This window comes from Cytobacillus sp. FSL K6-0129, from assembly GCF_038007625.1.
Taxonomy (GTDB): domain Bacteria; phylum Bacillota; class Bacilli; order Bacillales; family Cytobacillaceae; genus Cytobacillus; species Cytobacillus kochii.
The window spans coordinates 1,832,092-1,855,270 of sequence record NZ_JBBOXM010000001.1 but is presented as its reverse complement, the minus strand read 5'-3'; the positions used below and the strand labels follow the sequence as shown (position 1 = coordinate 1,855,270).

Sequence of the window (23,179 nt, the reverse complement as noted above, 5' to 3'; positions counted from 1 at the left end):
GAAAGGGTTGAATTTTATTAACAAGAATAAAGTCCTGTCTCGATTCGATGTGTTGTTTTTGTCTTTTGGTGCAATGATTGGCTGGGGGTGGGTTGTGCTTTCAGGCAACTGGGTTCATACTGCTGGTTCTGTTGGAGCAACGATTGCCTTTATTGTTGGCGGTATTTTAGTTTCTTTTGTCGGACTTGCTTATGCAGAATTATCATCAGCAATGCCGACAAATGGGGGAACGATGATTTTTGCAGAAAGAGGTATTGGACGTAAGTCTGCTTTTATTGCTGCCTGGGGGTTAGCACTTTGCTATATATCAGTCGTCGCTTTTGAAGCAGTTGCCCTGCCGACCGTTGTAGAATATTTGTTTCCTAATTATAAAGTTGGTTATATGTACACCATCAATGATTATGATGTCTATCTATCCTGGGTTTTAGTAGGAGTCGCAGGTGCCCTATTTGTTACCATTTTTAACTTCTTTGGTGTGAAATCAGCTGCCTTTTTACAGATGGTATTGACGATCGTGATTGCTTTAATTGGTGTCATGCTCATTGCAGGTGCCGGTGTGACTGGAAGCTTAGCAGATGCTGAACCACTTTTTGTAGGGGGCGTTTCAGGTATTATTGTTGTTCTAGTGATGACTCCATTTATGTTTGTCGGTTTTGACGTTATCCCACAAACGGCTGAGGAAATGAATATACCTCCAAAATCGATTGGACGCCTTTTAATAATGTCAGTTGCCTTTGCTGTTATATTCTATATTGGAGTAGTCATAGCAGTAGGAATAGCAGTAGATAAAACAACTCTTTCGACATCGGTTTTACCAACCGCGGATGCGATGGCAATCATATATGGTTCTGATCATTTTGCCACCATTTTGATTCTTGGAGGAATTGCTGGGATATTGACGAGTTGGAATGCCTTTATTATTGGAGGTAGTCGTATTCTTTGCTCAATGGCAGAGAAGGAAATGATTCCCGCTTGGTTTGGTCGCTTACATCCGAAAAATAAAACGCCAACGAATGCGATTCTGTTTATTGGTGGACTATCAATGTTAGCGCCACTCTTAGGTCGTCCAATGCTTGTATGGTTAGTAGACGCTGGTGGGTTGGCCGTTCTCTTTGCCTATTTAATCGTCTCTATTGCCTTTTTGCAATTACGTAAAAATGAGCCAGATATGCTTCGACCATTCAAAGCAGGGAATTCTAATATTGTCGGATGGTTAGCGGTTCTATTAAGTATTGGCTTTATTATCCTCTTTTTCCCAGGAATGCCTGCTGCATTAATCTGGCCATATGAATGGGTCATCTTTGCAGGCTGGTGGGTTATAGGTGGTCTATTAATCTATCTTAAACGGGAAACTTATATGAAGAGTAGCAAAGATATATCTAGTTCAAAAACAATGTAACCATTCATTTGTTTACGAATGTAGCAAGAAATTTTTTCAAAGAAGATTTTGCTAGCATATGAGTGATAAAAGTATTTTGCACCCTAACAGGGTGCTTTTTTTTTGTGCCTATTTTCCTATATTCTAGTAAAATTTTTATTAATCATCCGATATTATTATAGTAGACTAATAGTTTGATATAGTCTTATAACTTATTTATGGGTGTAAAGACCTATTTGTGAGTAAAAAATAATAAGGAGTTATAGGAAAATGAAAAAAGCAACGATTCATGTGAATGAAGCAAGTAAAATAGTAAATATGTCTGTAGCAGGGCAGATGACGATGGAGGATGCAAAGCTTTTTGTTGAGGAATATGTGGCAAAAATCGGTCCTATCAATGGTCCGGATTATGACCTTTTTGTTGATTGTACGGAAATGAAGCTTTTATCTCAAGAGCTGTCTGATAATTTGACAGAAGTGATGAAAATGTATAAAGAGACAGGCTTCAAGAAAGTCATCTATACGATTAAGGAAAATGTAGTCCTCAAAATGCAATTGGCAAGAGTGGCGAGAAACGCGGGTCTTTTACAAGCGAGTGTTGAAGAGGCTTAAATAAGTATGAAGAGCTATTCTATTTGGGTAGCTCTTCATACTTATTTATATGGAAAATAAATCATATCAAGAGGAGAATTGAAAGTGACAGAACAGAATATTAAAATGCGTGCAATAGCTATTTATCATCCTGAGAATGTTGTGACAAATGATTTTTATATTGAACATTTTAAGAAACAAGGGAGGGATATTACACATTTCCTTGAAATCATGGGTAGAAAAGAGCGATACATCATTGATAACAGTAAGGAGAATAGCTTATCAATGGGAATAGAAGCAGCGAAAAAGGTATTAACTAAGGCTGAAATGGCTGGAGGGGATATAGATCTGATCGTTTTTTCCACACAGGTACCTGAAAGGACGTTTCCAAGTCATGCGATGTATGTACATGAGGCCATTGGTGCCAAGAATCATACAATGATATATGATAGTAATGCAAATTGCGCAGGTATGACTTTAACAGTGGAAAATGTGTCACGTTACATGATGGCCAATCCACGTGTGCAAAAAGCATTGGTGATTGGATCGGATGCGAATAGCCTCATATCTCACCCTCAGCAAGAGATTACCTTTGCCAACTTTGCTGATGGAGCAGCAGCTCTTATTTTAGAAAAAACAACAGAAGAAACAGGTTTTATTGATGCCATATTCGAAGTGGATTCTGCGAATAAAGATAATATTGTCTATCCGCAGGCAGGTTTTTCTCAAACGAGAGGACAAGCAGAAAATATTGTTTTCCTACCTTTTGATGGAGCAATGGCCATTCCAGTAGCTTGTGAAATGATTGAAGAGTTGCTTGAAAGAAATAACCTAACAATAGGAGATGTAGATGCTTACTGTTTCTCTCAATTTGCTTTATCAAACATTAAGAAAATACAATCACATTTTGAAATCACACAGGAAAAGATCATCTACATAGGTGATAAGTACGGTTATACCACTACAAGTAGTCCTTTTATTTGTTTATATGAAGGTATTGAAACAGGAAGGATTAAAAGAGGCGATACGGTGTTATTTTGGACTATTGGTGCGGGGCATGAGATGGTTGCCATGTTGTTTAAGTATTAAGCAAGGAGGTATATCATTATTAAATAAAGAAAAACCAACATATAGTAGTGACTCCTAAAAGTTAGAGCTTTATATTAAGCAACGATTTGGCTGGCATGAACATGGTATTGAACCACTCATACCTGCCATTTTTTCTTTATGCGTTTATTTATATAATGAATGATCTACTCTCCTTTAATTTTCTCAAATGAGTAGCGTGCTTTTCTGAAATACATTACCTGATATAGTAATCCAAAAAAGTTCTCCATATGTGAATTGCCTAAGCAGTTTCCTTTGGGGGAAATACTCTGGAACTCATGTATTAGGTGAAGTTTACGGCATGGTTAGATATAAAAAGAATGAAAGTAAAATGTTAAGCTCCAAAAAAAATGGGGGGATTGAATGAGTTGGAGGGATTTAGATATAGAGAAAATTAATACAATTGAAAAGTTAGTGGCTGAGTTTGAAGTTCTGCTTTATCTTTTTTTGAAGAAGTATATGAAGGTGACCAAATTCCTTTTGGTTCCTTTAAAGTGAGAATCTATGAACAAAAAGAATCTAATACCTTTATTGGTTATACAAATCTAAAACTAAAAGATCCTTTAGGTGGTTTTGAAGGAGCAGTAGGATATGGCTTAAAAATTGAGGATGCCTTAGTAGACATTATAAAAAACTTCAAGAACAATGTTTGTGATTATATGGATATTTGTAAAAGGAAATTAAATAAGGATGACTTTTCCTTAGTAAGTTATGACGAGTTTTAGTAAAAAGCCCCTTCTCAATCGAGAGGGGCTTTTTACCTGAACAGCTGTTTGTTTTAAAGAACATCTTTTCACAAATTAATTACTAATTAAGTAAATTCGCTTCTAGCCAGTTTGTCTTAACGAATTGCTTTAGCGAAATCTCTTTGGTTCAAACCTCGCTCCTTTTCTAAATTCATCAACTCTGTTTATCAAATACATCTCATCTTTCTTTTTACAAGTATTTACATTTTTAGTTTGTTCACACAATGGAAAGGTATATTCCTACAAAACACTCCACATAAGGAGTATCACTATTATATAATTTTGCTGGCTTGATTCTGCATATAAACTTATACCTTGACTTAGAGTTAACTAGAGGGGTTATTCTAGTTTTGTAAGAAACAAACAGGTCAATTCTCTTTAAAATCAAATTATTGGAGGTTTAAACAAATGATAACAGCTAAAGCAAGGGCAGTAGACGGTCCAGACAAACCATTTAGAGTTGCAGAAATTAAAAGACGTGATCTTGATTCACAAGATGTTCTGATAGAAATTAAATATGCGGGCATATGTCATTCTGATATTCATACTGCTCATGGTGAATGGGGTCCAGTGAACTATCCACTTGTACCCGGACACGAGATTGCGGGAATCGTCACAGATGTTGGAGCCGAGGTGACAAAGTATAAGGTTGGGGACCGAGTAGGAGTCGGATGTATGGTTGATTCTTGTGGTGAGTGTGAGAACTGCCGTAAAGGAGAAGAGCAATATTGTTTAAAAGGAAAAGTCGATACTTATGCAGGTGTTGATAAATACGGGGAGCCCACTCAAGGTGGCTATTCAACCCACATTGTCGTATCGGAAGATTTCGTACTCAGAATACCTGATAATATTGAATTTGACGTAGCAGCACCATTACTTTGTGCGGGTATTACAACATATTCTCCGTTAAATCATTGGGGAGCAGGTCCTAACAAGAAAGTAGCAATTGTTGGTATGGGGGGGCTTGGACATATGGCTGTTCAAATTGCACATGCAATGGGTGCTGAAGTCACTGTTCTGTCTCGAACATTGAAGAAAATGGACGATGGTCTGAAGTTAGGTGCAGATCATTACTATGCAACAAGTGACCCAGAAACATTCGAGAAACTTGCTGGATGCTATGACTTAATTATTAATACGGTAAGTGCAAAGATTAATCTGGATGCCTATTTAGGACTACTCAATCTTGATGGCGCGCTAGTAAACGTAGGCGCTCCTGCAGAACCACTGTCACTAAACGTGTTCAATCTAATCGGTCATCGTCGTTCATTTGCTGGGTCTATGATTGGAGGCATCCGGGAGACACAGGAAATGTTGGATTTTTGTGCTAAACATAATATTACTCCTGAAATTGAAGTGATTTCAGCTGATCAAATTGACGAAGCTTATGAACGAGTAGTAGCTTCCGATGTGAAGTATAGATTTGTAATTGACATCAGTACAATGTGAATGACGTAACCGATATTTATGGGGTACAGCCAATGGCGGTACCCCTATAAAAATTAAATATTAGTAACTAAAAAGACGTCTTTATTTGTTCGTTAAGACCTATGTTCTGAATTTTTCTTTACAAATCCCAATTTTTGCTTTTCATCAATTTACTGTATTCTTCAAAATATACCTTTTCTGAATCTGACGCTCTATCATTCCTAATCCATTTTTTATAACACTTATACCAGATTAAACTAAGAACTCATCTTAAAATAGCCTCTATTCATATCAAATCTTGCTTTTTTTCTCTTATATATTACAGTTAACTCTAGCTAAAATGACCCATTTATTCTTTTTACCCAATTTCTAATGAACAGATGACTTTGCCAATCAACAAATACCATGATATAATTTCTTTCATTTCTAGAGTTAACTCGAAATCTATATCGTAAATAAAGAAACGGAGAGTAATAATGAAGACATATTCTATCAGCGAGGTTGCTAAAGAATTGAATCTTACCGTATATACCTTGCGCTACTACGACAAAGAAGGACTTATGCCATTTATAGAACGTACTGCTAGGGGAACAAGACAGTTTAAAGAATCCGATATCGAAGCTTTAAAAATAATTGAATGTTTAAAAGCCACCGGAATGCCTATTAAAGAAATAAAAAATTTTATTGATTGGTGTTCTGAAGGAGATTCCACCTTGCAACAAAGATTTGATATGTTCATGGAACGAAAAGCTATAGTGGAATCACAACTAGAGGAATTAAACAAGACAATGGAACTCATCAAGCATAAATGTTGGTATTACAGAACAGCTTTGGATTCCGGAACTGAAGATATTCATAAAAATAATAAAATAGAAATTCCTTTTAACTAAATATAGTTCTAAGACAAAGTCATTCTGTAAGTTCTTTTATTCCTTGTGAACCGTCAAGTACGATGTTCGGGATTTGAAGAATGAGTAATAATATGAAGCAAACGGGCACTCTTCCTATTATTTTTTGGCCCCAACTTGGTCCCAAAAAGCATTATCTTACCCTGTTTTGCAAAGTAAATAAAAACGAAAAAACCCCTGAAATGTTGATCTAACAACATTTCAAGGGGTTTATTAGCATTAAAATGCTTAATGCTAATATTAACGAGAGTAGAACTCAACGATAAGAGATTCGTTAATTTCTGCTGGAAGTTCAGAACGCTCTGGTAAACGAGTGAAAGAACCTTCAAGTTTATCTGCATCGAAAGATACGAAATCAGGAACAAAGTTGCTAACTTCAACTGCTTCTTTCACGATATCAAGGTTACGAGATTTTTCGCGAAGAGTAATTGTTTGACCTGGTTGCATGCGGTAAGAAGGGATATCTACACGCTTGCCATCAACTAAGATGTGACCGTGGTTCACAAGTTGACGTGCTTGACGACGAGTACGAGATAAACCTAGACGATAAACAACGTTGTCTAAACGAGATTCTAAAAGAATCATGAAGTTTTCACCGTGTTTACCAGTCATTTTACCAGCTTTATCGAATAAGTTACGGAATTGGCGTTCATTTACACCATACATGTGACGAAGCTTTTGCTTCTCTTGTAATTGTAATCCGTACTCAGATAATTTTTTACGTTGGTTAGGACCATGTTGTCCAGGAGCGTAAGGACGCTTTTCTAATTCTTTACCAGTGCCGCTTAGAGAAATACCAAGACGACGAGATAATTTCCAGCTTGGGCCAGTATAACGAGCCATAATATGACTCCTCCTTTTTGTTTTTATTTGGGTAAAATAAAAACAGTTGTGGTCATCTTTACGCACATTTTGTTTTCAAGTATCTTCGCCCTCGCAGCAGAGGGTTACACAATACCCCATCAACAAAGATTGTTAGAGGAACAAAATGAAACATTAAAGTACACACAAAAGCTGCGATATTTTACACAAAGACTATTATACAATCTTTATTCATTAGAAGTCAATGTTTTGCTGAGTGTAATATGTAGTCAATCAGTAATCTTCAATGTCGAGGTTGTAAGTTGAAAACAATTAATGAAAATGAGTCAATTCCTTATGAACATAGTAAAAACTATAATAAAGAATGATTGATATTGTAAAATATATGATATAATATAGTTCTAAAGTATCTGTTTTGGAGTAGGTTAAAAGAACTATAGTATAGAAAAAAATAGCTAAGTGTAATAATAAATATATTTAAGTGTGATTATCTTTTTTTGTCATTTGTTAAGTCATAAAAATGACAATCTTCATACCATTTAAGAGACGATTAATTATGTCTGTTTTATACATCTGGATTTAGTACATATTCTATCTAAAATGTGGGTGATAAACAAACCACTTTTGAATATAGGTGATATAACTATGGATAAGGAAAATGAAGTAAAAGCGTTACTAGAAATAAAAAGTAAAATATTGGACCTTATATATAAAGGGAACATTTCTAAGAATCAATTTGATGATTTTGTTAAAGAGGTTGCTACTAGTTTAGGATGTATAGCAGCGGGATTTTATTTCGTAAATGAGTGGAAAAGGGCATATCTCATTGAAGGAGAATACCATGCTGAGTTATTGTCTTTACCTGCTATTATTCCTATCGATGAGGTTTATCGTGAAGATCATCCATTCTATATTAATAAAAAACAGGGAACTTATTCGAGTAAAGATGGATGCTTACTCATCTTCTTCCTTCAGCGGTTAGATGGTTTACCAGAGTATTTGGTTTTGCTAAGGGAGGATCAGCAATTTATGTTGAGCCAACCATTTATGAATGAGCTTACAGAAGTCTTGAGTTCCTATGTGTTATTTAAAGGTAAAATAAATGAGCTATACGATGAAAAACTGCATTACACGGAATTGTTCGCATTTGTCGAACGTTTTAGTTTTCATAGAATATTAAAATTGGACGTATTATTAAGTGAAATGTTAAAAATTCTGGATAGGCTATATCCTTCTTTTCAATATTATTTATTGTTGACACATGATTATGAAGAAATCAATCAATTACCAGTGAGGGATCTAGATTATCAGGAGGAAAACAGTCTCGCACTTGAAGCGTATGTATCAGGCGAAGTAACAATAGAACAAACATCAACTGACATTGTCCTATATGCTCCTTTTTTAGGAAGCCAGGGGGTGTATGGTGTTCTCCAAGTGATTACTAAAGGGATATATGCCATTCCTAAAGCAGATCAAAAGTATTTTGGTTTAATTGCGAAAATGACAGGAGCAATCATTGAAAATATTCAATTACATCAACAGTCACAACAATTAATTGGTGATTTGCAATTTATAAATGAAACATCACAGCAATTAAATGCTGATTTGCGTTTTACAGAGACGATTCATTTTATGACAGAACAAATAAAGAAATCATTTCATGCAGAAGAAGTGGGTTTTTTCTTGTCTCAAGATGGTGAAAAATGGACTCCATTAAGTGGTAGCACAAGTTTCTTCTTTGCAAAGAAATCGAAAGCTTTTGTAACATATGTGCAAAAACTGATGTTAGAGAAGAAAGATGCGCTCTTTATTGGCGATTTAACGATTCCCTATATGAAAGCTAGTTACCGTTCTCTTATGGCCGTACCAATGGGAAACTTAGGGGATATGTGGGGGTTTGTCGTGATTTTGCACCCTATGCCTTATTACTTTCCGTTTGATTCATTTAAATTACTCCAAGCATTAATTCATCATACAACACTTGCATTTAAGAATTCGTTATTAAGAGAGGAATTAGAAAAGTTAGTCGTAACCGATCACTTAACGCAACTTTTTTCACGAAGTTATTTGGATAATCAAGTGGAACACTCACTAAAAAGTGATGAAAAAGGTGTTTTAATATTAATCGATATTGATGATTTTAAAATGATTAATGATGAATATGGTCATCAAGTCGGCGACGATATTCTTATTCAAGTAGCAGATATCATCATTCATCATATTAGAGCGAGTGATGTGGGCGCGAGATGGGGAGGAGAAGAACTGGCGATTTATCTTCCAAATGTAGATGCGAAGATCGGTGTTTCTATCGCTAGAAGGTTAAAGGAAAAAGTGAGTCGATTAACGAGTCCAAATGTGAGTATTTCCTGTGGAGTGTCACATTGGAAAGCTAATGAAGAGGAGAGCTATGCAACCTTATTTCACCGTGCTGATGTAGCATTATATGAAGCGAAAAATGCAGGGAAAAATAAAGTTGTTTTTTTAGAAAAAGATAGAGACTAAGAGGTTGATTAGTTTAGTTGGATAGAAATTAAATAGATGGGGTTTAGAATGAGAACTTTTAATGTCCAAACTGGACACTTAGTTCACAAACGCCCAATCCTATTTAGTTAACGCCACTTATACCAGCCTCTTTGTTTAATTAGACACCGATAAATAATAATAATCGTTGAAAATTCTTGTGTGGTAGCATATTCTGAATTATAGGAATCTTTTTTATATTTAAACGTTAATGTTTTGTACTTTTATTATTGTAAGCGTTTTCAATCATAATCCTGGAGGAGATATCCTTGGAAGGTAACGAGAAAAGAATAGAGACCAAATGTATTCATTCTGGTTATGATAGTCAATTATATAACGGCAGTTTAATACCACCTTTATTTCAAACAGCTACATTTACATTTTCAAGTGCAGAGGAAGGTGCTCGCAGGTTTGCCTCTGAAGAAGCAGGGTATGTCTATTCACGTTTAGGGAACCCGACTGTTGAGATCTTAGAAAAACGAATGGCAGAATTAGAAGGGGCAGAAGCGGCATTAGCATTTGGATCTGGAATGGCAGCTGTTTCATCTGTGTTAATGACATTAACGAAAGCGGGAGACCATATTTTATGCTCACAAGGAGTATATGGATGCACATATGGTCTATTGCATTTATTAGAAGAAAAGTACCAGATTTCACATCAGTTTTCTACTATGAGCTCTAGAGAAGAGTTAATGAGTTGTATTACACCAGAAACCACTTGTATTTACATTGAAACACCGATTAATCCAACGCTTGATATTGTTGATCTTGAAATGGTCGCAGCAATAGGTAAAGAAAAACAAATCCCTGTTGTAGTAGATAACACCTTTTGTTCCCCTTATTTGCAAAATCCAATTTCATTTGGATGTGATATTGTTATCCATAGTGCAACAAAGTATTTATGTGGCCATGGAGACGTCATTGCTGGCATTGTGGCAGGTAAAAAAGTGTGGATGGACGACATTGCGAGACATACAAGAAAGGATATAGGTGGTATTATATCTCCCTTTGATGCTTGGTTATTATTAAGAGGTATCAAGACATTAGCTATTCGATTAGACCGACACAGTCAACAAGCTACTATTCTTGCCGAATTTTTACGAAATCATGAAAAAATTGAGCAGGTTTATTACCCAGGTTTTGCTGATAACCCACAAGCTAAGATTATCGCAAAACAAATGAAGCAACCCGGGGGGCTTATTTCTTTTAAAATTAAAGGAGGACAAAAAGAAGCGCAGGCATTGATGAATCATCTAAGTCTAATTAAAGTGGCTGTAAGTTTAGGTGATGCAGAAACTTTAATTCAACATCCGGCAACGATGACACATGCTGTCGTTCCTAAAGAAGAGAGAGAAAAAATGGGGATTGGAGATAATTTATTACGGCTTTCAGTGGGATTAGAAGCAATCGAAGATATTAAAGCAGATCTCTCTGAAGCGTTAAATCAATTCAAATAACATCATCTAATCAAAATGCGAACAAATGTATATATCCTTATTTGTTCGCATTTCTTGAAATTATAAGAACTTCACTAATTCTTTTACAAATGCTTCTAGCATCTTTTCATCTATTTCATCAAAGCGGTCTTTTTCAGGAGAATCAATATCTAAGACACCTAATAATGTTCCATCTTTTACGATAGGAATGACAATTTCCGATTGAGAAGCCGCATCACATGCGATATGGCCAGGAAAAGCATGGACATCTGCAATTCTTTGCGTCTCTTGTCTAGAAGCAGCAGTGCCGCAAACACCTCTACCAACTGGGATTCTTACACATGCGGGCAATCCTTGAAATGGTCCGAGAACAAGTTCTCCGTCTTCCATTAAATAAAAGCCAACCCAATTTGTACGGTCTAAAAATTGATTTAATAAGGCAGAAGCATTACTTAAGTTGGCGATTGTATTTTTTTCACCTTCTAATAATGCAGCAAGTTGCTTAATTACTAGTTGATAATTTTCTTCTTTATTTCCTTGATAATTTTCGACGTTAAACATCATACATCACCATGCTTTCTTTAAGTATTTAAGGTATTATGCCATAAAATAGGTTAAAAGGGGAGACTTTGTCGACAATTAATAAAAGGAAAATCTCTTTTATGCAAGAATAGATTTATTATAACAAGAACAGAGGATATTTGAACAAAAATCTTGTTATAGGGAGGCGAAAGAGCGCATGAAAGAAAATGCTAAAGTGGCAATAATTGATGCAGCTATCTATCTCTTCAACCATAAAGGGTTTAATGGAACATCTGTCAGGGATATCGCCAGTAAAGCAAAAACAAATGTTGCTAATATATCCTATTATTTTGGTAATAAAAATGGTTTGTTAGAGCAATGTTTAACGGAATATTATGAAGCATATATTCAAGAAATTGAGAAAGGGTTTAATCTCTTAGACCGAGGACCGACACATTCCCTAAAGGCCGTTGCTGAAAATATCCTTTATTTCCAATTTGAAAATGTGCAATTAACGAGACTGATTATTAGAGAAATGTCGATCGATTCGCAAATGGTCCGAGAAATTATGTCCACTTATTTAACAAAGGAAAAGTATTATCTAAATAGAATCTTTGAACAAGGATTCAAGACGAAAGAATTCCACTTAAACACGACGGCGTATTTAATCCTACAATGGAAGAGTCTGCTTACTATGCCGTTTCTTAATAGTCATTACTTAACAGAAGTGCTTTACCTTGTTCCCCATGAAAGTTATTTTGTGGAGAAGTATGTACGTGAGACTCATGCTTGGATTGATCATTTTGTTTGTAGAAAAGAGCCAAAAGAGCAGCAGGTGACATTGCTAAATGTTTTGTAACTGGGAATTTAATTTACTCCAACCGTATCCCACAAGTTTTGCTTGATGAGCGTCGGAGCCGTATACAAGTGGAATGCCCATACTCATTGCTTTTTGTGCGACTGATGCAGGAGGATAACTTTCAAGACATAGCGGCTTAATGAGCCCAGCGGCATTATAGTCCAGTTCGTAGTGCTTGTCTTTAACAGCATTCAAAATATCACTAAGTTCCTTTTCAAATTCCTGTTCAACGGGAAATTTTTTTTGGAATTTTTTAACTAAAGTAATATGTCCAATTCTCGTTGGTTTATACTGACCAAGGTCGCTTAAGATGGACTTTTGAACTGTACGAAAATAATGTTGATATACGGCATCGATAGACCCGTATTCATTAATCATATCTTGGAAGACATCAGGGCTATAATCTAAACAATGATAACCATTTTCCCCTTTTAGGAAATGAACAGACAAGATGGCGTCATCGATACTTGGGCCGATTTTATTCAAAAATGCCGTTATTTCGTCTTCATACCCTTCAATATAATCCACTTCTAGTCCGATATGGATATTGAGTTCCTTTTTATATTGTTGTTTTAACTGCTCAACTTCGTCTAAATAATTGGCAATATCACTATTTTTCATAGCACTATCTTTGGCTGGCGCCGGGTCAATAAAATCAATAGGTAAAGGGGCATGCTCAGTAAAAGTGATATCAGTAAAGCCTTGCTCTATCGCTCTATTAATATAATGTTTCATATGATCCTTTGTTCCATGAGGGCAATAAGGCGTATGAATATGACCATCTTTTTTCACGTGAAAGCTCCTTTTTATAGCGAAATAATTGTTATTTCGTGCAATATATGAGATAAATAAAAATAATCATTTATACGTGCAGATTTAACTTTATTCAGTTATTTTTACGGGGAAATAGAAGTTTTTCTGGTCAATTTAAGATGTAAAAAGATTGATTATACGAATTTTGTCCAATTATTTCAATAAAATCTTAAAATAATAGTCAAAAAATGTCGTTTACATGGTATCATAAAAGCATTGAAATGAACAAGAAAATGATTAATTTAAGTATATATATTTGGTTCGGTAACAGAACAGGGGGCTTTACAGATGGGATATGTAATTGGTGTACTCATAGTTTTCATATGCATTTATTTTACAGGGTATTTTTTTAAGAAGAAATACTTCAAGGAAGTGGATCGACTAGAGACATGGAAGCTTGAAATTATAGATCGCCCTGTTTTGGATGAATTATCGAAGGTGAAGGCACTAAATATGACAGGTCAAACAGAAAAATTATTTGAAAAATGGCGTAGTGCTTGGGACGAAATCGTCACATCACAGCTTCCTGAGGTTGAAACGACATTATTTGATGCGGAAGAATACATAGATAAATATCGGTTCAATAAAGCAAAGGAAAGCTTAAATAAAATTGAAGCGGAATTGAACCTAGTAGAGGAACAAATCGACCAGATTTTAATAGAGCTAAAAGAGTTAGTAGGAAGTGAAGAAAAGAACCGCCTCGAAATGGAAGCGTTAAAAGATACATACCGCAATTATAAAAAGCGATTACTAACACAACGTCATGCCTATGGCAAGCCGGGGGAACAACTCGAAAATAGGCTAGGTGAAATGCATAATGAATTCGAGTTATATACTCAAAAAACAAATGAAGGAAACTATCTTGAGGCACGAGAATTAGTTCTTGCTTTAAATCAAAAGATGGAAGAAATGAATGATCATATAGATCAAATTCCTGTATTACTAGTTGAAGTCAATAATAAATTGCCTAATCAGTTAGCAGAATTAAAGGATGGGTTTGAGGAGATGAAAGAGCAAGGGTACCTACTCGAACACCTCCAAGTAGAAAAGAATATAACTGAAATCGAAGAAGAAGTTAAAAAAATAATTGAGTTAGTTGAAGAGATAAACGTGAAAGCTGCTTCTGAACTCCAAGATGAAATTAAGGAACGAATTGATAGTTTATATGAACAGCTAGAAAAGGAAGTTATGGCGAAACACTTCGTTTCTAAAGAAGAAAGCAAGGCGAAAGATCTCTTGATTGATAGTAGTGAAAGACATATGGATTTAATAGAAGAAATGCGAGTTATTTCCGATACATATCATGTACCAGACACGGAAAGTGATACACAGGACAGACTTCAGAAGCTACTCACTAATGCCATCAAAAGATATGAAGTATTGGAAGATAAAATCAAGGAACAAAAAGTCCCCCATACAGTTTTAAAAGAAGAATTGACAACTGTAAAAGAAGAATTAGATATGATAAATGAGGAACAAACTCGTTTTAGTGAAAAATTAGAAGCATTACGTAAAGACGAAATGGTAGCTAGGGAAAAAATTAATGATTTAAAAAAGCAGGTTAGTGACGTAGCTCGCTTAGTATCAAAAAGTAATATTCCGGGTTTACCAGAAGAATATAAATTTGTAATGAAAGAAGCAAACGATCAGATTAAAGAGGTCATCTTACGACTCGAAGAAAAGCCACTAAATATTGCTTCTGTTAACGATTATATGGAAATAGCCTTAATATCAGTAGAGAAAGCAGTTGAATACACGGAGGATATGATAGAGACATTTTCGTTAACTGAAAAGGTCATTCAATATGGTAATAGATATCGCAGTCGTCACCTAGAGTTAAAGGAAAAATTTACGAATGCCGAGCTTGCCTTTAGGAATTATGAATACAAAGCAGCACTTGAACTGGCAGCAACCGCGATTGAAGAAGTAGAACCAGGAGCGTTAGAGAAGATTAAAGATTGGATAAATGAAGAGGAAAAAAACTGATGTGGCTACATCAGTTTTTTTAGTTTGAATTCGCTTGCTATAGTTGTTTCATTCGTTTATAAGTGATTACGAACTTAATTTAGTGCACTGACTGTCTGAACAAAACTCAAAAGAAATGAATAACAATAAGAAAAAAGCGAAGGCCCCTTTTCCTTCGCTTTTCTTAGTGACTATTTCTTTTTTTTTAATCTTCTTGAGTTTGTAACTGTTCTTTCGGGTTTGTATTGAAAGCGATAATAAAACCAACAATTGCACCAATGATAGCAGGTACAAGCCATCCAATACCTACACTAAATAACGGCAAGATAGAAAGTGTGTTATTTAGTCCTTCGCTCCCAAGACCAGCTGCATTTAATCCATCAATTATGCTAATGATTCCTGTTGGAATGAGTGCGCAAATATATACAATAGATGCTCCTTTAAATACATTGTTTATTAGTGTGAGAAGGATAAGCACAATAGCTAATGGATAAAGGAATGTTAGCACTGGTACTGAGAAATTAATTAATTGTGTCAAGCCGACGTTTGCAATGGCCATACTAAAAATTGAGAAAATAATAACGAACTTTTTATATGAAATACTTGGTACAAGTTTATTAAAGTAAGCTGCGCAAGAGGAGATTAATCCCACAGATGTTGTTAAACAAGCGAAAATGATCGCAAATCCGAGAATATAACCACCTGCAGAACCAAATAAAAATTGTGCGGCTACTGATAATAACGCACCGCCATTTGGTTGTACACCTAATGTATTTGGAGATGTAGAACCAATATAAGCAAGTGATACATAAATAATGGCTAGACCAGCTGCGGCAATAAGTCCAGCGGCAATACAAATCTTTGTAATTGAAGCTTTTTTCGTAACACCAAAGCCTTTAATTGAACTGATCACGATAATACCAAATACAAGAGCGGCAATCGTATCCATTGTCAAGTACCCTTCAATAAACCCTTTAAAGAAGGCACTGTCTACATAAGCGCCTGTTGGAGCTTGAGGGTCTCCTATTGGTGAAATAATCGCTTTTATTACAATTACAGCTAGAATAATTAATAGTAGTGGCGTTAGAATGTTACCGATTACATCTACAAGCTTACCTGGATTCATAGCTAATAAAGTCGTAAGCACGAAGAAAACAATTGAGAATATTAAAAGTGGCCAAATTGAATTGGCAGCGTTTTCAGATAAAAACGGCAATACTCCAATCTCATAAGAAACTGTTCCTGTACGAGGAATGGCAAATAGTGGACCAATGACTAAATACATTGCCACAGTAAAAATTAATCCATACAATGGATGAACTCGATTTGCCATTGTCTGTACATCACCAGATTTTGCAATGGCAATAACAGCAATGAGTGGTAGTCCAACACCAGTAATTAGGAAACCAATAATTGCTACCCATACAGAAGTACCAGCTTCTTGTCCCAAAAATGGTGGAAATATCATATTCCCTGCTCCGAAGAATAGAGCAAAGAGCATTAAACCTATTGAAAAGATTTGTTTGAACGAAAGTGTGTTATTATTCATACAATTTACCCCCTAAGTCGCTCGTCAATAGTCACTATAAAATTTTCAACAGAAACTATAGTACCATGGTTTTGACGAAATGTGTCGAATTATAAAAATGTTGTAATTTTGGGTATATTGAAATAACGGTGGCAAACTTTGAAAGGAATAGATTTTCGGAGTTTTTTTAAACCAATTATTTTCATTATAAATTAAAAACCCAAAATTATAAAGCAAAACCTGTATTAATACACAAATTTTTTTTCGGTTGTGTATCGTAATAATTTGTTTTTACAAAATAGTGAAATTACATTTCGTCTTTATACAAATAACATTTCTATCTAAGCGAAAATTATGCTATGATTAAAAATTGCATAAGTGTTCTTCAAGGAGGAGCCGTAATGATTTATCTAGATAATAGTGCAACAACTCAACCATATAAAGAAGTAATTGATGCGTTTGTAAAAGTTTCTTCTACCTTTTTTGGTAATCCATCATCCCTCCATGGAGTTGGTGAGAAAGCTGAAAAACTATTGCAACAAGCGAGGAGACAGATAGCACAATTGCTTAAAGTAAAAGAAAAAGAATTGCTGTTTACTTCAGGTGGTACGGAAGGTAATAATATGGCAATTAAAGGAATTGCTAAACAATATCAGCATCGTGGCAATCATTTAATTACAACAACCATTGAACACCCTTCTGTAATTGAGACAATGAAGCAGTTAGAAAAAGAAGGATTTGAAGTGACTTATCTACCTGTAGATGGGGATGGGAGAATTTCTCTAGATGATTTACAAGTAGCTATAAAGGAAGAAACGATTCTTGTCTCTGTTATGCATGTCAATAATGAAATAGGGACCATTCAACCAATTAAAGCTATTGGAACTTTATTAAAAGAATATCCTAAGGTTTTCTTTCATGTCGATGCTGTTCAATCAGTAGGCAAAGTCCCACTGGAGTTATATGAATTTGGTATTGATGCATGTACAATGTCAAGCCATAAATTTCATGGCCTAAAGGGTTCGGGTATTTTATATTTACGACAAGGAGTAACCCTAATGCCCCTCCTTGCAGGTGGTAACCAAGAAAGTGAATTAAGGAGCGGCACAGAAAATACTGGTGGAATTGTCGCGATGGCTAAAGCGTTGAGGATGACTAATGATTATTTCAACTCTAGCTCTAAACTTTCTCATTTAATGAATGAAATTAGAATAGCATTGAGTGAAATAGAAGATGTCATTATCCATACGCCAATAAAGGCGACAGCCCCACATATTCTTAATTTCTCTGTTAAAGGCTTTAAGTCAGAGGTTTTTGTTCATGCCTTGGAAGAGAATGATATTTATATTTCTACCACGAGTGCGTGTTCATCTAAACATGCTCAAGCGAGTAGTACATTACTTGCTATGGGTGTAAAAGAAGAAATTGCCTTGAGTGCTGTTAGAGTGAGTTTAAGTTATCATACAACGGCTGATGAGGTAGAAAAGTTTATTCATGAAGTGAAACACACTATATTTCAACTGAGAAAGGTAATGAAAGCGTAATGAAATACGATAGAATATTAATTCGTTATGGAGAAATTTCAACTAAAGGAAGAAATCGTAAAAATTTTATAGATAAATTAAGAAAAAGCGTAAAGAGAGTACTACATGATTTTCCTGAAATCAAGGTCGAGGGGCAAAGAGATCGCATGTTTGTTCTGCTTAATGACCAACCACATGAAGAGATTATTGAGAGATTAAAGGGTGTCTTTGGTATCCAGTCTTTTAGTCCGGTTTTGAAGGTTGAAAAAGATTTAGATACAATGAAGGAAAAGGCATTACAATTAATTCAAAAGGTTTATCAAGAAGGCGATACGTTTAAAATCACTGCGAAAAGAGCAGATAAAAGTTTTGCATTAGATACGTTTGGTATTAACCAAGCATTTGGTGCACATATACTAACAAATATGCCTTCTATCTCAGTTGATGTGAAAAAACCAAGTATAAACTTAGTTATTGAAATGAGAAAAGAAGCAAGTTATATTTCATGTGAGAATATTAAAGGAGCTGTTGGCTTACCAGCTGGTTCAAGTGGGAAAGGTATGCTCATGTTATCTGGTGGGATTGATAGCCCTGTTGCAGGGTATTTATCCATGAAAAGAGGAATTGAAGTCGAGGCTGTTCATTTTTATAGCCCTCCATTTACAAGTGAAAGATCAAAACAAAAAGTCATTGATCTAGCGGAAAAGCTCTCTCGAATTAATGGTGGCGTGGCGCTTCATATTGTTCCTTTTACTGAAATACAACAGCTGATACAAAAACAAATTCCTGATAACTATACAATGACAACGACAAGAAGGTTAATGCTTAGAATAACAGACGCGCTACGAGAAAAATATCAAGGATTATCCATTATTACTGGTGAGAGTCTTGGGCAAGTTGCCAGTCAGACGATGGAAAGTATGTATGCTATTAATGAGGTGGTTAGCACACCCATTTTAAGACCTCTGATTATGATGGATAAAGCGGATATAATCGACATAGCTCAAACTATTGATACGCATGATATTTCTATTCGTCCATTTGAGGATTGTTGTACCGTATTTGTACCTTCATCACCTAAAACGAAGCCGAAGCTTGAAAAAGTTCAACACTTTGAAAGCTATACAGACTTCGAGCCGTATATTCAAAAAGCAGTTGAAAATACCGAAAAACTTGTTATTATGCCGAATTCAAACATAGAAAAAGAGATGGAAGATCTTTTTTAAACGACCTTTATTACAAAAAGATTACAAAAAGAAATTTAAATGAAACAATTACCAAATATTTATTGCATAGTGCCATGTGATTCTACACATTCTATACTCACAAGGAGGTGAAATCACATGGCAAACAACAGCTCAAATAACCTTGTAGTACCTGGTGTACAACAAGCTCTTGATCAAATGAAATACGAAATCGCAACTGAATTTGGTGTAAACCTTGGTGGAGAAACTACTTCTCGTGCTAACGGTTCAGTTGGTGGAGAAATCACTAAACGTTTAGTTCAAATGGCTGAACAACAATTAGGTGGTTACCAAAAATAATTTAATATGATGGCTACAAAAGGGCGGAGTACTCACTTCGCCCTTTTTTATATTTAAAAAACTTCAAATTGACGTATTTTGTTTAAAAGTTTTTGAATGGCAGGCGTCATTGATCTGTCTTTCAAATAAGCAAGGTAAACAGTTCTATTAAGAAAAATAGAAGTGATTGGCAAGCCAATAATATGAGGTGTAGGATTATAATCTAAATAGCTTTTAGGCAAAATAGTCACGCCTAAACCTTCTTCAACCATTTTACAAGCAGTTTCTAAGCGCTCGATTTCATATTCAATTTTTGGATAAAGCTGTTCCTTCATAAAAGCTTGCAGCACATCTCCTCTCGTTTGGAAACCCTCACGACTAATAATAAATGCCTGATTAGCAATATCGGTGAGCTCTACAGAATTTTTACGAGCAAGTGGGTGTGTTTCGTAAACTGCTAACATAAAAGGCTCATGATAAAGCGGGTGTGAAGTTATTAATTGATTATGCATAGGCTGATTGGTAATCGTAAAATGAACATCCCCTTCTAATATGGAAGAAATAACTTCTTTTTGGCCAAGTACTTCATTAAATTGAAAGTGTATATCAGGATAGGTATTTTTAAATTCCTTTATGACTTTGAATAGCCAAAACTTGGCAGATTCAATAATGCCAATATTAATATGACCGTCACCTGTTTCGGCCATTTCTGCAACTTCTAGTTGAAAATGTTCGAATTGTCTTACTATATGTAGAGCTCTTTGATAAAAAACCTTTCCGATATCTGTCAAATAAATGCTTCTTGTATCTCGTTTAAATAGCGCCATCTTTAAATCATTTTCCAATTTTATAATGGCATTACTTAATGATGGCTGTGATATATGTAAAATTTGTGCTGCCTTAGAAAAACTCTGCTCATCAGCTACTGTAATAAAATACTTTAATTTCCTTATTTCCATTTTTTCACCTGCTTATAGTTAAAAGCTATAGATATATATATATTTGGTATTGGTCATTATAGCATAACTCTTTATATACTTTTTTTATACGAAACGTTTCTAAATGTATCTACACAGAAAGTTCAGAAATTTAATAAAAATGAGGGAGTTCGCAATGTACAGTCAAGGAAGGAAAGATCAATGGATAGGCAGAATTGACTCTTTAGAAGATCGAAAGAGTTTTAGATACCATCAGGTTATTAAAACGGAAAATCTTCTCACACCGAGTGATAAAACGCAAATATCTAGCTATGGACTTATCGGATTCGAATGTGAAGAAGGAGTAAGAAGAAACAACGGTAGACTAGGAGCGAAAGAGGGACCAAATGCTATAAAACAAGCAGTTGCTAAATTACCTTTTCCATATGATGTTGATACCAATATTTATGATTTTGGTAATGTGGTTTGTGATAGTCAGCAGTTGGAAGAAGCACAAGTAGAATTAGGGGATTTTGTTCGCTTAATTCTCGATAAAAAATCTACACCTATCATATTAGGTGGTGGTCATGAGACACTTTACGGTCATTATTTAGGTGTTAGGAAGTCGATAGGTAAACAAAAGAAATTAGGTATCATTAATATTGACGCACATTTTGATTTACGATCATATGATGAAGCGCCGTCATCGGGTACGATGTTTAAACAAATATTAGATCAAGACGAAAATGCAAATTATTTATGCCTTGGTATACAAAAACAAGGAAATACTGCTTCTCTTTTCGAGACTGCCTCCAAACTAGGTGTAACCTATATTCTAGAAGAAACCATTCATGCGGAAGGTTTAAAAGAAACAAAACAAGTAATAAATAATTTTATTAAAGAATGTGATGTGTGCCTGTTAACTCTGTGCATGGATGCAGTTAATTCTGCCTACGCACCAGGTGTAAGTGCACCATCTCCATTTGGCTTAACTCCATTTGAGGTAAGGGAAATTGTTCGATTGGTTACAAATAATGATAAGACGGTTTCGTTTGATATATCCGAAGTTAATCCTTCATTAGACAGAGATGGACAAACAGCAGCAGTTGCAGCTCAATTGGTGAGTGAAGCAATCAGCGCATTTCACAGGAGGACAAAGAGATGAACATCACTTTAGATTCAATTTCAACATTGTTTCTTGCTGTCGCCCTTTTGTTAATCGGTAGCGTATTAATAAAAAAGGTGACATGGTTAAATCGTTATTGTATACCTGCACCAGTAGTGGGCGGATTATTATTTGCTCTACTTATTTTAATTTTAAAACAAACAGGGCTAATGAACATTGAATTAGATACATCACTACAAAGCATTTTTATGCTTACCTTTTTTACGACGGTTGGTTTAGGGGCTAGTTTTAAATTAGTGAAGCTAGGTGGCAAGCTACTTATCTTCTACTGGATTGCCTGTGGCGTACTTGCCTTGTGTCAGAGTGCAATTGGTATTTCTCTAGCAACCGCTCTTGGTCTGGAACCGTTACTAGGTGTCATGATGGGGGCTGTTTCTATGGAAGGTGGACATGGTGCTGCAACGGCATTTGGCGGAACCATTGAGGAATTAGGAATAGAGTCTGCACTATCCACTGGATTAGCTGCTGCTACGTTTGGTTTAATAGCTGGTGGTTTAGTTGGGGGGCCGACAGTTAAGTATTTAATCAATAAATACAAATTAACACCTAAACAATCAAGTGATTCAGCCAGTGAAATTGCTCCAACATTAGAAGAGGAAAAAGATCATTCACCAACTTCTACTAATCATTTTATGGTACAAGTTCTCATTATTACTTTTTGTATGACGGTTGGATCATTATTAGGAGAGTTATTCTCCAATGCAACAGGTTTTGTATTACCAAGCTATGTTGGAGCAATGTTTGTTGCTGTAATCGTAAGAAATATTGTCGATAAAGTAAATGGACGCATCATTGATATGAAATCAATCAATTTCATTGGTGATATTACATTAGGTATATTCCTCTCAATGGCGCTGATGAGCATTAAACTATGGGAAATTGCTGATCTTGCTCTTCCGATGCTATTCATTGTATTTATTCAAGTGGTCTTTATCGTATTGTTCTCTATCTTTGTTCTATTTAAGCTATTTGGAAAAGATTACGATGCTGCTGTAATGGTCGGTGGTTTTACGGGTCACGGTCTTGGGGCAACACCCAACGCGATGGCGAATATGTCTGCCATTACTGAGAAATATGGACCATCCCCAAAAGCGTTTTTAATTGTACCAATTGTAGGGGCTTTTCTCATAGATGTCTTTGCTATGCCGATTATCATAACGAGCATCAATTTATTATCTTAAACAAACATACTGTACGAAGAATCCGAGCAATTATTCCATTCAGGGGATGAGAATATAGCTCGGTTTTTTTTTGATAAATTTAATTTGGACTCAGATATTGGTAATTAAGAGAATTTAAAGTGAAAAAGAAAAGATAGTGTTAAGGGGGATATTTACCCATATTTCAGAGAGGGGAAGTTGGTGTTTATCAACTAACTATTGAGATAGAGAAAGATAAATTATTTAA

At 35.3% G+C, this 23,179-nt stretch carries 21 protein-coding genes; 16 read left to right on the top strand and 5 right to left on the bottom strand.

Annotated features, from left to right (window positions below; genetic code table 11):
- Positions 1-7: 7 nt before the first annotated feature.
- From MHI57_RS09070 to MHI57_RS09040, 7 genes are all read left to right on the top strand, one after another.
- On the top strand, positions 8-1,399 hold the full coding sequence (locus tag MHI57_RS09070) for an APC family permease (RefSeq protein WP_370873355.1): 1,392 nt from the start codon (positions 8-10) through the stop codon (positions 1,397-1,399).
- A 249-nt stretch (positions 1,400-1,648) separates the two neighbouring features.
- Positions 1,649-1,990 (top strand): hypothetical protein, encoded by a 342-nt coding sequence (locus tag MHI57_RS09065; protein ID WP_095372256.1) that lies wholly within the window; start codon positions 1,649-1,651, stop codon positions 1,988-1,990.
- Between the two features lie 105 nt (positions 1,991-2,095).
- Positions 2,096-3,058: a ketoacyl-ACP synthase III gene (locus tag MHI57_RS09060; RefSeq protein ID WP_328198131.1), complete on the top strand. Its 963-nt coding sequence runs from the start codon at positions 2,096-2,098 to the stop codon at positions 3,056-3,058.
- 381 nt (positions 3,059-3,439) lie between these two features.
- A complete protein-coding gene (locus tag MHI57_RS09055) occupies positions 3,440-3,574 on the top strand; it encodes a hypothetical protein (protein WP_340975934.1) in 135 nt (44 codons plus the stop codon).
- Complete coding sequence (locus MHI57_RS09050) at positions 3,571-3,801, top strand: hypothetical protein (protein WP_328198123.1); 231 nt, start codon at positions 3,571-3,573, stop codon at positions 3,799-3,801. Before MHI57_RS09055 ends, MHI57_RS09050 begins: the two co-directional genes overlap by 4 nt.
- A 429-nt stretch (positions 3,802-4,230) precedes the next feature.
- On the top strand, positions 4,231-5,271 hold the full coding sequence (locus MHI57_RS09045) for an NAD(P)-dependent alcohol dehydrogenase (RefSeq protein ID WP_095372258.1): 1,041 nt from the start codon (positions 4,231-4,233) through the stop codon (positions 5,269-5,271).
- A gap of 455 nt (positions 5,272-5,726) precedes the next feature.
- A complete protein-coding gene (locus MHI57_RS09040) occupies positions 5,727-6,140 on the top strand; it encodes a MerR family transcriptional regulator (RefSeq protein WP_095372259.1) in 414 nt (137 codons plus the stop codon).
- A gap of 258 nt (positions 6,141-6,398) precedes the next feature.
- On the opposite strand, the gene rpsD is transcribed toward MHI57_RS09040, so the two are convergent.
- Positions 6,399-7,001: a 30S ribosomal protein S4 gene (gene rpsD / locus MHI57_RS09035; protein ID WP_095372261.1), complete on the bottom strand. Its 603-nt coding sequence runs from the start codon at positions 6,999-7,001 to the stop codon at positions 6,399-6,401.
- Positions 7,002-7,625: 624 nt separating this feature from the next.
- Here rpsD and MHI57_RS09030 point away from each other — a divergent pair.
- On the top strand, positions 7,626-9,482 hold the full coding sequence (locus tag MHI57_RS09030) for a sensor domain-containing diguanylate cyclase (protein ID WP_233435210.1): 1,857 nt from the start codon (positions 7,626-7,628) through the stop codon (positions 9,480-9,482).
- A 287-nt stretch (positions 9,483-9,769) separates the two neighbouring features.
- Positions 9,770-10,957, top strand: coding sequence for a methionine gamma-lyase (megL, locus tag MHI57_RS09025; protein ID WP_322910345.1), 1,188 nt, complete (start codon positions 9,770-9,772; stop codon positions 10,955-10,957).
- Positions 10,958-11,017: 60 nt separating this feature from the next.
- Here the strand turns inward: megL and MHI57_RS09020 are convergent, their stop codons facing one another.
- A complete protein-coding gene (locus MHI57_RS09020; RefSeq protein WP_095372263.1) occupies positions 11,018-11,497 on the bottom strand; it encodes a GAF domain-containing protein in 480 nt (159 codons plus the stop codon).
- Positions 11,498-11,675: 178 nt separating this feature from the next.
- On the opposite strand from MHI57_RS09020, the gene refZ reads away from it, so the two are divergent.
- Positions 11,676-12,317: a forespore capture DNA-binding protein RefZ gene (gene refZ / locus MHI57_RS09015; protein WP_340975927.1), complete on the top strand. Its 642-nt coding sequence runs from the start codon at positions 11,676-11,678 to the stop codon at positions 12,315-12,317.
- On the opposite strand, the gene hisJ is transcribed toward refZ, so the two are convergent.
- Complete coding sequence (gene hisJ / locus MHI57_RS09010) at positions 12,303-13,109, bottom strand: histidinol-phosphatase HisJ (RefSeq protein WP_322910344.1); 807 nt, start codon at positions 13,107-13,109, stop codon at positions 12,303-12,305. The genes refZ and hisJ overlap by 15 nt on opposite strands.
- A 309-nt stretch (positions 13,110-13,418) precedes the next feature.
- Between hisJ and ezrA the strand changes: the two genes are divergently transcribed.
- A complete protein-coding gene (gene ezrA / locus MHI57_RS09005) occupies positions 13,419-15,116 on the top strand; it encodes a septation ring formation regulator EzrA (RefSeq protein WP_340975923.1) in 1,698 nt (565 codons plus the stop codon).
- A 184-nt stretch (positions 15,117-15,300) separates the two neighbouring features.
- Here the strand turns inward: ezrA and brnQ are convergent, their stop codons facing one another.
- Complete coding sequence (brnQ, locus tag MHI57_RS09000; protein WP_095372267.1) at positions 15,301-16,644, bottom strand: branched-chain amino acid transport system II carrier protein; 1,344 nt, start codon at positions 16,642-16,644, stop codon at positions 15,301-15,303.
- Between the two features lie 380 nt (positions 16,645-17,024).
- On the opposite strand from brnQ, the gene MHI57_RS08995 reads away from it, so the two are divergent.
- The 3 genes from MHI57_RS08995 (at position 17,025) to MHI57_RS08985 (ending at position 19,690) form a co-directional block, all read left to right on the top strand.
- Positions 17,025-18,167: a cysteine desulfurase family protein gene (locus MHI57_RS08995; protein WP_307316820.1), complete on the top strand. Its 1,143-nt coding sequence runs from the start codon at positions 17,025-17,027 to the stop codon at positions 18,165-18,167.
- Positions 18,167-19,372, top strand: a complete 1,206-nt coding sequence (gene thiI / locus MHI57_RS08990) for a tRNA uracil 4-sulfurtransferase ThiI (protein WP_340975920.1) — start codon at positions 18,167-18,169, stop codon at positions 19,370-19,372. The genes MHI57_RS08995 and thiI overlap by 1 nt, the downstream gene beginning before the upstream one ends.
- A 117-nt stretch (positions 19,373-19,489) precedes the next feature.
- Positions 19,490-19,690 (top strand): alpha/beta-type small acid-soluble spore protein, encoded by a 201-nt coding sequence (locus MHI57_RS08985; RefSeq protein ID WP_066191274.1) that lies wholly within the window; start codon positions 19,490-19,492, stop codon positions 19,688-19,690.
- A 53-nt stretch (positions 19,691-19,743) separates the two neighbouring features.
- Here the strand turns inward: MHI57_RS08985 and MHI57_RS08980 are convergent, their stop codons facing one another.
- Positions 19,744-20,628 carry a LysR family transcriptional regulator gene (locus MHI57_RS08980; protein WP_307316827.1) on the bottom strand — a complete coding sequence of 295 codons (885 nt, stop codon included), beginning with the start codon at positions 20,626-20,628 and terminating at the stop codon, positions 19,744-19,746.
- Positions 20,629-20,782: 154 nt separating this feature from the next.
- Here MHI57_RS08980 and hutG point away from each other — a divergent pair, with 154 nt between their 5' ends.
- Entirely contained in the window at positions 20,783-21,751 is a 969-nt protein-coding gene (gene hutG, locus MHI57_RS08975; RefSeq protein WP_340975917.1) for a formimidoylglutamase, read from the top strand.
- The gene (gene gltS / locus MHI57_RS08970; RefSeq protein WP_095372272.1) at positions 21,748-22,953 is read left to right on the top strand and encodes a sodium/glutamate symporter; all 1,206 of its coding nucleotides are present in this window, start codon (positions 21,748-21,750) and stop codon (positions 22,951-22,953) included. Before hutG ends, gltS begins: the two co-directional genes overlap by 4 nt.
- The last annotated feature ends 226 nt before the right edge of the window (positions 22,954-23,179 follow it).